We start from the raw sequence: 11,872 nt of genomic DNA on the forward strand, positions 1-11,872 counted from the left end.
CTGTCTCGGGTGGGGGCCGGCCCTGCCGCGGCGGCATCAGCCGCCGTGCTTCGCGATCAGCCCGCGGGCATCGGCCAGCAGGCCCGCGCCATCGAAGCCGCGTTCGCGCGACGCGTTCAGCCAGTTGTCGATCACCGGGCGGCAGGCGACCATCCAGCGCTCCTTCTCCGCGGCGGAGAGCTGGACGATGCGGTTGTCCCGGCGGCGGGCGACCTGCTCGCGCACGATCGGGCCCTGTTCGTCCCAGACCTTGGCGGCCATCTCCGCCGCCAGCATGCCGGAATTGGCGTCCAGCACCGCGCGGAGTTCCGCGGGCATCGCCTCGTACTTCGCCTTGTTCATCGCGAGGATGAAGGAGGCGGCGTAGAGCGTCGGCGCGCCCACGATCTCCGTGTGGTTGCGCACGAGTTCCTGCAGGCGGATGGAGGGCACGACCTCCCACGGCACCACGGCGCCGTCGATGACGCCCTGGCTGACGGCCTCGGGCACCTGGGGGACGGGCATGCCGATGGGGGCGGCGCCGAGGGCGCGCAGCGCCTCGCCGGCCTGGCGCGTCGGGAAGCGCAGCTTCAGGCCGCGCATATCCTCCAGCCGCGTGACGGGCTTGTTGGCGTGGATGACGCCGCCGTCATGCGTCCAGATGGTGATGGGGTGCACCTCCCGGAATTCGTCGCGGAGGTGGGTCTGGTAGAATTCCCAGGTGGCCTTGGCGTTGGGGCCGGCCTTGGGGCTGCCGACGAAGGGCAGTTCGAAGACCTCGATGCGCGGGAAGCGGCCGGGGGTGTTGCCGGGCAGCGTCCAGACGATGTCCACCACGCCGTCGCGCGCCTGGTCGAAGAGCTGGGGCGGCGCGCCGCCGAGCTGCATGGAGGGGAAGATCTGGATGCGCAGCCGGCCCTGGCTTTCCGCGCTGATCTTCTGCGACCAGGGCATCAGGAAATGGCGGTGCACGTTGGACACGGCGGGCAGGAAGTGATGCAGCCGCAGCGTCAGTTCCTGCGCGGAAGCGGGGCGCACCAGCGCGGGCGAGGCCAGCGCGGCGGCGCCGAGGGCCGCGAGGTGGCGGCGATGGATCAGCATCCTGGAGCTCCCTGTCGATTTTCGTTTCTTGGACGCGGCGGAAGCCGCCGGCTGCGCAATCAATGCCCGCACATGCCCATCCAGGCAAGGCGGGCAATTGTATCTTGCATAAAGGTCAGGCGGCGCGGAGCGCGGCCGCCTTCGCCGCCACCGCCGCGGCATCGTCGCCCGGCTTGTAGATGGCGCTGCCGATCCCGAATCCCGCCGCGCCGGCCGCGCGCCAGGCGGGGATGGTGGTGGCGTCCATGCCGCCCACGGGCAGCACCGGCGTGCCCTTCGGCAGCACGGCCAGCATGGCCTTCAGCACGGCGGGGGAGGCGGCCTCCGCCGGGAAGAGCTTCAGCCCATCGGCGCCGGCGGCGAGCAGGGCGAAGGCCTCGCCCGGGGTGAAGAAGCCCGGCACGCAGAGCATCTGCTGCGCCTTGGCGGCGCGCACCACGGCGGGATCGGCATGTGGCGTGACGATGAGGCGCCCGCCCGCCGCGGCGATGCGCGCGCAATCGCCGGGGTCCGTCACCGTGCCGGCGCCGACCAGCGCGCGGTCGCCGAATCGCCTGGCCAGGCGGCGGATGCTCTCGATGGGGTCGGGGCTGTTGAGCGGCACTTCCAGCACGGGGATGTCGGCGGCGAGCAGCGCATCGCCGGTCGCCTCCGCCTCCTCCGGCCTGATGCCGCGCAGGATCGCCACCAGCGGGCAGCGCGCCAGCCAGTCCTTGAGCGTCACAGCCATCCGAGGCTCCCGCCGATATGGTGCAGCCCGGACGCGACCAGGTCCGGGTCATGGGTGGTGACGGCGATGCCGGCATCGCGCAGCGCCGTCGCGTAGAGCGCGGCGAGGCCGGCGGCGCCGACCAGCTGCACGTGGGTGGCGCCCTGCGCGGCCGAGGCGACCTCATGCCCGATCAGCAGGCCGGAGAGGTAGGACCGCGTCTCGCTCGCGGGCAGCCGGTCCATCAAATGGAGGGTGCGCGTGCCGAAGAGGTGGTGCAGCAGCCCGCCGGGCTGGCGGGCGCGGGCCAGGCCGCGGGCGAAGGCGGCGGGCTGGTCCGGCCCATCCTCCGCCGTGCGGGCCAGGATGGTGTGCTGCGACAGCGCGGCGAAGGCCTCGCCCGTCATCTGGGTGGAGAAGCCGGTGACGCGGCCGCCTTCGAGGCGCGCCCATTTCGAATGGGTGCCGGGCAGGCAGGCCAGCGCCGGCGCATCGCCGAGGAGGCGGGCGAGCGCGACCAGCTTCGTCTCCTCGCCCCGCATCACGTCGGGCACGCCGGATTCGTCGGCGCTGGTCAGGCCGGGGACCAGGCGCGTCTCCGCATCGGGAAAGGGCACGGGGATGGTGGCGCCGGCGATCTCCGCCGGGCCGGCGGGGCAGGGGAGGTAGGGTGCCTCCACCCAGCCCTGGCGGCTGCCGATCATGCCGCAGAGCAGCACGCGGGTCTCGCCCGCGGCGATCCAGGGGCCGATGGCATCCAGCAGCGCCTCCGCGAAGCGGCCGCCCGCCACCGTCATGATGCCGCCCGGGCGGTCCAGCCGGTCCGTCACCGCGCCGCCGGGCCCGATGCGATAGGCCCGCAGGCTGCTGGTGCCCCAATCCACGCCGATCATGCGGCCCCCTCGTTTCCCCACTCCCTGTCGATTGGCGCGCCCCCGCCCGGCTTGCAAGCCCATCGGGCCTTGCATCGCGCGGCGGTGAGGGCGGAGGATCACGCGACCGGACTTCCGATCCGGCTTGGGAGGACAGGACGTTGAAGAAAACCCTTCTCGCGGGGGCGGCGCTGATCGCGCTGGCCGCGGCGCCGGCGCAGGCGCAGCTCGTCGCCTCGGCCAATGATGCGAAGGCCAGGCTGATCAACGGCATGACGGTGATCGCGGCCAGCCCGCCCGCCGATACCGTCACGGTCTTCGATTTCTCGACGACGCCGCCGCGCCAGGTGGCGGAGGTGGCGGCGCCGACCTCCGTCGTCGGCCCGCCTTCCTCCGTCACGCTGACGCCGGATGAGCGGCTGGTGCTGGTGACGGCGAACCAGCGGATCGATCCCGCGGATGACAGCAAGACGGTGCCGCACAACCTGCTTTCCGTGATCGACCTGCGCGCGACGCCGCCCGCCGTGGTGCAGACGCTGGAGACGGGGCGGGGCCCGGCCGGCATCGCGGTGAACCGGGCCGGCACGCTGGCGCTGGTGGCGAACCGGGAGGCGGGCAGCGTCTCCGTCTTCCGCATCCGGGATGCGCGGCTGGAGGCGGTGGGCACGGTGGAGATCGGGCCGGCGGCGACCGGCGTCTCCGCCGTCGCCATCACGCCGGATGGGCGGCATGCGCTGGTGACGCGGGATGGCGACTTCTTCATCCATGTGCTGGCCATCAACGGTGAGAATGTGACGCGCACGAACCGCACCATCTCGGCCGGGCTCCGCCCCTATGGCATCGGCATCGCGCCGGACGGCACCTGGGCGGCGGTGGCGAATATCGGGCGCGGCGGGGGTGACGAGGACACGATCAGCCTCATCAGCCTGCGCGGCGACCCCGCCACCTGGCGTGTGGTGCATACGCTGACGGTGGGGCAGACGCCGGAGGGGATCACGGTCAGCCCGGATGGCCGGCTGGTGGCGGTGACGGTGATGAACGGGTCGAACAAGGCGGAGACCTCGCCCTTCCGGGGCCCTGGCCTGGTGCGGACCTATCGCGTGCAGGACATGCGCTTCGTCCCGGCCGGGGAGGGGCGTGTCGGCACCTGGTCCCAGGGTGCGGCCTTCAACCGCGCGGGCAATGCGCTGCTGGTCGGCAACATGGTGGAGCAGAGCCTCAACCTGTTCAGCGTGGCGGAGGATGGCGCGCTGGCCGCGGTCGGCCAGACGCTGCCGCTACCGGGTGGGAGCGCCGCGCTGGGCTCGGCGCCCCGCTGAAGACGGTCCAGGGCCGGCTCGGCCCTGGCCTGGGGGGTATCGGGGGGAGCGGCGCTCCCCCCGGGTCAAGGGAGGGGTATCGGGGGGAGCGGCGCTCCCCCCGGGCCACTTATTGCGGCGTGATGTTCGCCGCCTTCACCAGCGCCTCGTAGCGGGCGCTTTCCTCCCGCAGGAAGGTGTTCAGGGCATCGCCCGTCAGCGTGCTCGGCGTCTGCCCGATGTCGCGGATGCGGCGCTGCAGCTCGGGCGTCGCCATCGCGGCCGCGGCGGCGGCGGAGACGCGCGCCACGAAGGCGGGATCCGTGCGCGCGGGGGCGAAGAGGGCCTGCCACACCTCCATGGACATGCCCGCCGTCTGCGGCTGCTCCGCGAAGGTCGGCATGTCGGGCAGGAAGGGGTGCCGGCTGGGGGAGGAGACGCCCCAGGCGCGCACCTTGTCGTCCCGCACCATGGGCGCGCTGCTGGTCAGGGTGCTGATGGCGAGGTCGAGCTGGCCGCTCATCGTGTCGGTCAGCATCTGCGCGCCCATGCGGTAGGGCACGTGTTCCATCTTGAGCCCCGCCCGCTGCACGAGCAGTTCGCCGAAGAGGTGGAGCGAGGTGCCGGTGCCGGAGCTGCCGAAGCTGAAGGGCGCGGGGCGGGAGGCGCTGTCCGCGATGAGGTGCGCGAAGCTGGCCGGCAGGTTCGGGCGGCCGATGAGCAGCAGCGGCAGCGTCGCGATCATGTGGATCGGCGCGAAATCGCGCAGCCCGTCATAGCGGGTGGTGGAGGGGGTGACGAGCTGCGCGACGTTGATCGTGCTCTCGACGCCGATCAGCAGCGTGGTGCCATCCGGCGTGGCGCGGGCGGCGCGTTCGGTGGCGATGGTGCCGCCGGCGCCCGTCACATTCTCCACCACCACCTGGCGTTCCAGGCGGCTGCCGATCTCCGGCGCGATGAGGCGCGCGATCTGGTCCACATTGGTGCCCGGGCCGAAGGGGCAGATCAGGGTGATGGTGCGGGACTGTGCCCGCGCGGCGAGCGGGGCTGCGAGGAGGACGGGCAGCGCCAGGGCGGCGCGGCGGGAGAGGCGAGGCATGGGCGGGCTCCGGTTCAGCGTCGCCAGACTGGCATGCAAGAAGTGGGCAAGCGAGGGGCGGCTTGCGGGGGAGGGCCGGCGGGATTAAGCGTGGCGGCGGGCCACGCCCCCCCACCGGGGCGCATTCGCTTCTGGAAGGGAGCCACCGCCATGAGCACCAAGCCGGACATCCGTCCGTCGAACCCCCGATTCTCCTCCGGTCCCTGTGCCAAGCGCCCCGGCTGGTCGCTGGCCGCGCTGGATGGCGCGCTGCTCGGCCGCAGCCACCGCGCCAAGGACCCCAAGGCGAAGCTCGCCGAAACCATCGAACTCTCCAAATCCGTGCTGGGCATGCCGAAGGATTGGCGGCTCGGCATCGTGCCGGCCTCCGACACCGGCGCCGTGGAGATGGCGCTTTGGTCGCTGCTGGGGCCGAAGGGCGTCGATATCCTGGCCTGGGAGAGCTTCTCCAAGGACTGGGCGACGGATGTCACCAAGCAGCTGAAGCTGTCCGATGTGCGCGTCATCTCGGCGGGCTACGGGCAGCTGCCCGACCTGGCGCAGGTGGACAAGGCGCGCGACCTCGTCTTCGTCTGGAACGGCACGACGAGCGGCGTGCGGCTGCCGAATGCCGATTTCATCGCGGATGACCGCGAGGGGCTGGCGATCTGCGACGCCACCAGCGCCGCCTTCGCCATGGACCTGCCCTGGTCGAAGCTGGATGTCGTGACCTGGTCCTGGCAGAAGGTGCTGGGCGGTGAGGCCGCGCATGGGATGCTGGCGCTGTCGCCCCGCGCCGTCGCGCGGCTGGAGTCCCACAAGCCTGCATGGCCGATGCCGAAGATCTTCCGGATGACCAAGGACGGGAAGATCAACGAGGGCATCTTCAAGGGCGAGACGATCAACACGCCCTCCATGCTCTGCGTGGAGGATGCGCTGGATGGGCTGCGCTGGGCGCAGTCCGTGGGCTCGCTGAAGGGGCTGATCGCGCGGTCGGAGGCGAACCTGGCCGCCATCGCGGGCTGGGTGGCCAACAGCGGCTGGGCGGCCTTCCTGGCGGATGACGCGGCGACGCGGTCCTGCACCTCCATCTGCCTGAAGATCGTGGCGCCGTGGTTCACGGCCCTCGACGCCGAAGGCCAAGCGGCGGCGGCGAAGAAGCTGTCCTCCATCCTGGAGAAGGAGGGCGTGGCGCTTGACGCGGCGAACTACCGCGATGCGCCGCCCGGGCTTCGCATCTGGGGCGGTGCGACGGTGGAGACCAGCGACATCACGGCGCTGCTGCCCTGGCTGGACTGGGCCTTTGCGCAGGTGGCCGCTGACCACGACAAGGCGGCCGCGTGATGTCGGCGCCGAAGGTCCTGATCAGCGACAAGCTCTCGCCCGCCTCCATCGCCATCTTCAAGGCGCGGGGCATCGAGGTCTATTTCAAGCCCGGCCTGAAGCCCGCAGAACTGCGGGAGATCATCGGGCAGTACGATGGCTTAGCGGTGCGCAGCGCGACGAAGGTGACGCGGGAGGTGCTGGACGCCGCGCCGCGCCTCAAGGTCGTGGGCCGCGCGGGCATCGGCGTGGACAATGTCGATGTGTCGAGCGCGACCGCGCGCGGCGTCGTCGTGATGAACACGCCCTATGGCAACGCCATCACGACGGCGGAGCACGCGATCGCGATGATGTTCGCCCTCGCGCGGCAGATTCCCGAGGCGAGCACGAGCACCAAGGCCGGGAAGTGGGAGAAGAACCGCTTCATGGGCGTGGAGCTGACGGGCAAGACGCTCGGCCTGATCGGCGCCGGCAATATCGGCTCCATCGTCGCCAGCCGCGCCAACGGGCTGCAGATGAAGGTCATCGCCTTCGACCCCTTCCTCAGCGAGAAGCGCGCGCTGGAGATCGGGGTGGAGAAGGTGGACCTCGATGCGCTGGTCGCGCGCGCGGACATCGTCACCATCCACGCGCCCTATACCGAGCAGACGAAGAACATCCTGTCGCGGGAACGCATCTTCGCGCTGAAGAAGGGCGCGCGGATCATCAACTGCGCCCGCGGCGGGCTGCTGGACGAGGCGGCACTGTATGACGCGCTGAAGGAAGGGCACCTGGCGGGCGCCGCGCTCGATGTGTTCGAGACGGAGCCGGCGACCGATTCGCCCCTCTTCACGCTGGAGAATGTGGTCTGCACGCCGCATCTCGGCGCCGCGACGGCGGAGGCGCAGGAGAATGTGGCGCTGCAGGTGGCGGAGCAGATGAGCGACTTCCTGCTCTCCGGCGCCGTCTCCAACGCCATCAACATGCCGAGCGTCACGGCCGAGGAAGCGCCGCGGCTGCGGCCCTACATGGAACTCGCGCGGCAGCTCGGCGCGCTGGCCGGGCAGCTCACCGCCAATGTGGGCGATGAGGTGAAGGCCATCCGCGTGGAATACGAGGGCGCGGCGGCGGAGCTGAACCAGAAGCCGTTGACGGCGGCCGCGCTGGCGGGCGTGCTGGCGCCGATGATGGGCGCGGTGAACATGGTGAACGCGCCGGCGCTGGCGAAGGAGCGCGGGATCGAGGTGGCGGAGACGGTGCTGGAGCGCAGCGGCGACTACGCCACCCTGCTGCGCGTCACGCTGGTGACGGATGAGTGGACCCGCAGCGTCGCGGGCACGCTGGTCGGCACGGGCAAGCCGCGCCTGGTGGAGGTGAAGGGCATCGCGGTGGAGGCCGATTTCGCGCCGCACATGCTCTACGTCACGAACCAGGACCGCCCCGGCTTCATCGGCCGCTTCGGCACCACGCTGGCGGAGGCCGGGATCAACATCGCCACCTTCCACCTCGGCCGTGACCGGCCGGGGGGCGATGCGATCTGCCTGGTCGGGCTGGACGCGCCGCTGCCGGAGGCCGTGCTGGCCACCGTGCGCGGGCTGCCGCTGGTGGTGCGGGCGGTGCCGCTGGCCTTCTGAGGCTACCCCCGCCGGCCGAAGCCGTCCCGGCGCCGCACCTCCTGCCAGGCGGCGCCGGCGGCCTCGGCCACGCGGGGCAGGTAGGGCAGGCGGTTGAGGCGCGCGAGCGTCGCGGCCGCGCCGGCGGGATAGGCGGGGCTGGAAAGGGCGGCTTCCGCCCGCGCCGGGCTGCCGGCATCCAGCGCCGCCGCGGCGTCCCGCAGCGTGTCGATCACCAGCTCCGCCGGCGCATCGGGGGCGATGCCGATGGCGCGGCGGAATTCGTCGCGGCCCTGCGCCGTGGCGTGCTGCACGCTGATCGAGGCGTCGTGGCTGTAGAGCGGGTTGCGGCCGAAGCCCTGGGCCAGGATCTCCATCTGCACGGCGGCGCGGGCGGCGCGGGCGGGCTGGCCGGCCAGCAGCGCGGTATCGCCCAGCATGAAGGGCGCATGCAGCGCGGCGCCGCGGACCGAATCCCCGAAGCCGCCGAGATGCTCGGCCGCGGGGTCCGCGCAGGCGCCGAGGGCGAGCAGGGCGAGGATCGGCAGGCTTCGCAGGGTGGTGCGCGGCATGGCGGGGTCTCCGTCTGTCGCCCGGGAGATTGGCGGCTCGCGATGCCCGCGCCAAGGCCCAATCCGGACACGCTTCGTCACTGGTCTTCAATCCCTGGAGGGCCCTATGCGCCCGGCAACAACCGGGAACGATGCCGCCATGACTATCCTGCTCCGCCGCCGCCTGATCCTGGCCGGACCCGCCCTGCTGGCGGCGCCCGCCCTGGCGGGCCGGCCCGCCGCCGCCCAGGCGCCGCGCACGCCCGCCCAGATGGAGGGGCCCTACTACCCCCGCGCCATCCCCGACGATGCGGATGCGGACCTGCTGCGCGTGGCCGGCCAGCCGGCGCCGGCCCGCGGCGTGCCGCTGTTCCTGGAAGGCGTGGTGCGCGCGGCGGATGGATCGGCGCTGCCCGGGGCGCGGGTTGAGATCTGGCAGGCCGACGACCAGGGCATCTACCTGCATCCCGGCGATGCCCGCCTGGCGCAGCGCGACCCGGGCTTCCAGGGCTTCGGCCGGGCGGTGGCGGATGGGGCGGGGCGCTATGCCTTCCGCACCATCCGCCCCGGCCTCTACCCCGGCCGGACGCGGCACATCCACCTGCGGGCGCAGCCGGCGGCGGGGGGCGGCGCGCTGACCACGCAGGTCTATTTCCCGGACGAGCCGCGCAACGAGGGCGACATGCTGCTGCGCCGCCTGGCGCCGGACCAGCGCGCGGCCCTGACGGCGCGGGTCACGCCGGCGGATGGCGGGTTGCGGGCGGGGTTCGACATCGTCCTCGCGTAGCGGCGGGGGCAAACATGCGCGGGGCAGGGGTTGCGGCGGCGCGGCCCCCCTGCCACACACGCGCCGCCCGTCCACACCCCCCGAAGCATGACCGACGACCCGCCCAACCCCGCCCTTCTGCCCGCCGGCCTGTCCGACGTGCTGCCGCCCGAGGCGGAGCGCGAGGCGATGCTGGTCGAGGTGCTGGCGGAGGTCTTCGCGCGGCACGGCTATGAACGGGTGAAGCCGCCGCTGCTGGAATTCGAGGACAGTCTGCTGGCCGGCTCCGGCGCCGCGGTGGCGGACCAGACCTTCCGGCTGATGGACCCGGTGAGCCACCGCATGATGGGGCTGCGGGCGGACACCACGCCGCAGGTGGCGCGCATCGCGGCGACGCGCCTGGCCCGCGTGGCGCGGCCGCTGCGGCTTTCCTATGCCGGGCAGGTGCTGCGGGTGCATGGCACGCAGCTCGCCCCCGCGCGACAGCTTCCCCAATCCGGCATCGAGCTGATCGGCGCCGACAGCGCGGAGGCTGATGCGGAGGTGGCGGCGGTGGCGGCGGAGGCGCTGGCGGCGGTCGGCATCACCGGGGCCTCGCTGGACATCACCCTGCCGCGCCTCGCCCCCGCGCTGCTGGACGACGCGGGGGTGGAGGGCGAGGACCGGCGGCGCCTGGCCCGCGCGCTGGACCGCAAGGACATGGCCGCCGTGACGGCGCGGGCGGAGGCCGGCGGCGGGGCCGCGCTCCTGCTGCCGGCGCTGATGGCCGCGGCGGGGCCGGTGGATGGCGCGCTGGCGGCGCTGGCAGCGGCCGACCTGCCGCCGGCGGCGCGGGCGATCGCGGACAATGCGGCGGCGATCGTGGTGGCGCTGCGCGCCCGCGTGCCGGGGCTGCGCATCACGCTGGACCCGGTGGAGTTCCGGGGCCTTCGCTACCACAGCGGCGTCGCCTTCACGATCTTCGGCGAGGGCCTGACCGGGGAGCTGGCGCGGGGCGGCCGCTACCTCTCGGGCGAGGAGCCGGCGACGGGCATGACCCTCTACCCCGATGCCATGCTGCGCGCGGTGGCGCCGGCGGAGCCGCGCAGGCGCGTCTTCATCCCCGCGGGGGCCGATCGCGCGGCGGCGGCGGCGCTGCGGGCGCGGGGCTATGCCACGGTGGCGCAGCTCTCGGCCGAGGACTCGCCGGGCAGCCTGCGCTGCACCCATGTCCTGAACGAAGCGGGCGACGCGGTCCCCGCCTGACGGTTTCATCTCACGACGCAGCGGCCAGCGGGCCGCCCAGGGAGACAGCGCGATGGCGAATGTTGCCGTGATCGGCGCCCAGTGGGGCGACGAGGGCAAGGGCAAGGTGGTGGACTGGCTGGCGAGCCGGGCCGACATCGTCGTGCGGTTCCAGGGCGGCCACAATGCGGGCCATACGCTCGTCGTCGGCGGCAATGTCTACAAGCTGTCGCTGCTGCCCTCCGGCGTCGTGCGCGGCAAGCTCGGCATCATCGGTAATGGCGTGGTGCTGGACCCGGAGCACCTGCTGACGGAGGTGGCGAAGGTCAACGCGCAGGGGCTGAATGTCGGCCCGCACAACCTCCGCATCGCGGAGAACGTGCCCCTGATCCTGCCGCTGCACCCCGCCATCGACAAGGCGCGGGAAGTGGCGCGCGGGGCCAATGCCATCGGCACGACGGGGCGCGGCATCGGCCCGGCCTATGAGGACAAGGTGGCGCGGCGCGCCATCCGGCTGAGCGACCTGGCGGAGCCCGCCGTGCTGTCGCACAAGCTGGATGAGCTGCTGCTGCACCACAACACGCTGCTGCGCGGCCTGGGCGCCGCGACCTTCGAGAAGCAGGCGCTGCTCGACCGGCTGCTGGAACTGGCGCCGCTTCTGCTGCCCTATGCCGCGCCGGTCTGGTCGCTGCTGGAGGATGCCCACCACGAGGGCAAGCGCGTGCTGTTCGAGGGCGCGCAGGCCGTGATGCTGGATGTGGACCACGGCACCTATCCCTTCGTCACCTCCTCCAACACCGTCGCCGGCAATGCGGCGGCTGGGGCGGGGATCGGGCCGAAGCAGATCGGCTATGTGCTGGGCATCGCCAAGGCCTACACCACCCGCGTCGGCGCCGGGCCCTTCCCGACGGAGCTGCATGACGCGACCGGCAAGCTGCTGGGCGAGCGGGGGCGGGAATTCGGCACCGTGACGGGCCGGCCGCGCCGATGCGGCTGGTTCGATGCCTGCATGGTGCGCCAGGCCGTGAAGGTCGGCGGCGTGGAGGGGCTGGTGCTGACCAAGCTCGACGTGCTGGACGGGCTGCCGGAGCTGCGGATCTGCACGGGCTACAGGATCGATGGCGAGGTGGTGCGCCGCCTGCCGGCCTCCATCGCGGCGCAGGAGCGGGCGGAGCCGGTGTGGGAGGTGATGGCGGGCTGGTCGGGCAGCACCGCCGGCGCCCGCAGCTATGCCGAGCTGCCGGCCGAGGCGGTGAAGTATGTCCGCCGGATCGAGGAGCTGGTGGAGGCGCCGGTGGTGCTGCTGTCCACCAGCCCGGACCGCGACGACACCATCATGCTGCGCGATCCCTTCGCGGGGTGATCGCGCCGGCGGCCGG

At 72.7% G+C, this 11,872-nt stretch carries 11 protein-coding genes; 6 read left to right on the top strand and 5 right to left on the bottom strand.

Features of this window, described 5'->3' with window-relative positions:
- Positions 1–36: 36 nt before the first annotated feature.
- From JJI54_RS24625 to JJI54_RS24635, 3 genes are all read right to left on the bottom strand, one after another.
- Complete coding sequence (locus JJI54_RS24625; protein ID WP_226382070.1) at positions 37–1,080, bottom strand: TRAP transporter substrate-binding protein; 1,044 nt, start codon at positions 1,078–1,080, stop codon at positions 37–39.
- A gap of 115 nt (positions 1,081–1,195) precedes the next feature.
- On the bottom strand, positions 1,196–1,810 hold the full coding sequence (locus JJI54_RS24630; protein ID WP_203076065.1) for a 2-dehydro-3-deoxy-6-phosphogalactonate aldolase: 615 nt from the start codon (positions 1,808–1,810) through the stop codon (positions 1,196–1,198).
- A complete protein-coding gene (locus JJI54_RS24635) occupies positions 1,801–2,682 on the bottom strand; it encodes a 2-dehydro-3-deoxygalactonokinase (RefSeq protein WP_203076066.1) in 882 nt (293 codons plus the stop codon). Before JJI54_RS24635 ends, JJI54_RS24630 begins: the two co-directional genes overlap by 10 nt.
- Before the next feature lie 140 nt (positions 2,683–2,822).
- Here JJI54_RS24635 and JJI54_RS24640 point away from each other — a divergent pair, with 140 nt between their 5' ends.
- Complete coding sequence (locus JJI54_RS24640; RefSeq protein ID WP_203076067.1) at positions 2,823–3,980, top strand: YncE family protein; 1,158 nt, start codon at positions 2,823–2,825, stop codon at positions 3,978–3,980.
- A gap of 109 nt (positions 3,981–4,089) precedes the next feature.
- Here JJI54_RS24640 and JJI54_RS24645 read toward each other — a convergent pair whose 3' ends face one another.
- Positions 4,090–5,058: a Bug family tripartite tricarboxylate transporter substrate binding protein gene (locus JJI54_RS24645; protein WP_203076068.1), complete on the bottom strand. Its 969-nt coding sequence runs from the start codon at positions 5,056–5,058 to the stop codon at positions 4,090–4,092.
- 150 nt (positions 5,059–5,208) lie between these two features.
- Between JJI54_RS24645 and JJI54_RS24650 the strand changes: the two genes are divergently transcribed.
- The gene (locus JJI54_RS24650) at positions 5,209–6,381 is read left to right on the top strand and encodes a phosphoserine transaminase (protein WP_203076069.1); all 1,173 of its coding nucleotides are present in this window, start codon (positions 5,209–5,211) and stop codon (positions 6,379–6,381) included.
- Positions 6,381–7,973: a phosphoglycerate dehydrogenase gene (gene serA / locus JJI54_RS24655; protein WP_203076070.1), complete on the top strand. Its 1,593-nt coding sequence runs from the start codon at positions 6,381–6,383 to the stop codon at positions 7,971–7,973. Before JJI54_RS24650 ends, serA begins: the two co-directional genes overlap by 1 nt.
- Positions 7,974–7,975: 2 nt before the next feature.
- On the opposite strand, the gene JJI54_RS24660 is transcribed toward serA, so the two are convergent.
- The gene (locus JJI54_RS24660; RefSeq protein WP_203076071.1) at positions 7,976–8,524 is read right to left on the bottom strand and encodes a hypothetical protein; all 549 of its coding nucleotides are present in this window, start codon (positions 8,522–8,524) and stop codon (positions 7,976–7,978) included.
- Between the two features lie 139 nt (positions 8,525–8,663).
- Between JJI54_RS24660 and JJI54_RS24665 the strand changes: the two genes are divergently transcribed.
- From JJI54_RS24665 to JJI54_RS24675, 3 genes are all read left to right on the top strand, one after another.
- Positions 8,664–9,290: a dioxygenase family protein gene (locus tag JJI54_RS24665; protein WP_203076072.1), complete on the top strand. Its 627-nt coding sequence runs from the start codon at positions 8,664–8,666 to the stop codon at positions 9,288–9,290.
- A gap of 87 nt (positions 9,291–9,377) precedes the next feature.
- Entirely contained in the window at positions 9,378–10,514 is a 1,137-nt protein-coding gene (locus JJI54_RS24670; protein ID WP_203076073.1) for an ATP phosphoribosyltransferase regulatory subunit, read from the top strand.
- Between the two features lie 52 nt (positions 10,515–10,566).
- Positions 10,567–11,856, top strand: coding sequence for an adenylosuccinate synthase (locus JJI54_RS24675; protein WP_203076074.1), 1,290 nt, complete (start codon positions 10,567–10,569; stop codon positions 11,854–11,856).
- The last annotated feature ends 16 nt before the right edge of the window (positions 11,857–11,872 follow it).

Source organism: Falsiroseomonas ponticola (genome assembly GCF_016805305.1).
GTDB lineage: Bacteria > Pseudomonadota > Alphaproteobacteria > Acetobacterales > Acetobacteraceae > Falsiroseomonas > Falsiroseomonas ponticola.

What these genes read in the sequence shown, in the direction of transcription:
- JJI54_RS24625 (WP_226382070.1), bottom strand. Translation starts at nt 1,080, where the DNA reads ATGCTGATCCATCGCCGCCACCTCGCGGCCCTCGGCGCCGCCGCGCTG.
- JJI54_RS24630 (WP_203076065.1), bottom strand. Translation starts at nt 1,810, where the DNA reads ATGGCTGTGACGCTCAAGGACTGGCTGGCGCGCTGCCCGCTGGTGGCG.
- JJI54_RS24635 (WP_203076066.1), bottom strand. Translation starts at nt 2,682, where the DNA reads ATGATCGGCGTGGATTGGGGCACCAGCAGCCTGCGGGCCTATCGCATC.
- JJI54_RS24645 (WP_203076068.1), bottom strand. Translation starts at nt 5,058, where the DNA reads ATGCCTCGCCTCTCCCGCCGCGCCGCCCTGGCGCTGCCCGTCCTCCTC.
- JJI54_RS24650 (WP_203076069.1), top strand. Translation starts at nt 5,209, where the DNA reads ATGAGCACCAAGCCGGACATCCGTCCGTCGAACCCCCGATTCTCCTCC.
- serA (WP_203076070.1), top strand. Translation starts at nt 6,381, where the DNA reads ATGTCGGCGCCGAAGGTCCTGATCAGCGACAAGCTCTCGCCCGCCTCC.
- JJI54_RS24660 (WP_203076071.1), bottom strand. Translation starts at nt 8,524, where the DNA reads ATGCCGCGCACCACCCTGCGAAGCCTGCCGATCCTCGCCCTGCTCGCC.
- JJI54_RS24665 (WP_203076072.1), top strand. Translation starts at nt 8,664, where the DNA reads ATGACTATCCTGCTCCGCCGCCGCCTGATCCTGGCCGGACCCGCCCTG.
- JJI54_RS24670 (WP_203076073.1), top strand. Translation starts at nt 9,378, where the DNA reads ATGACCGACGACCCGCCCAACCCCGCCCTTCTGCCCGCCGGCCTGTCC.
- JJI54_RS24675 (WP_203076074.1), top strand. Translation starts at nt 10,567, where the DNA reads ATGGCGAATGTTGCCGTGATCGGCGCCCAGTGGGGCGACGAGGGCAAG.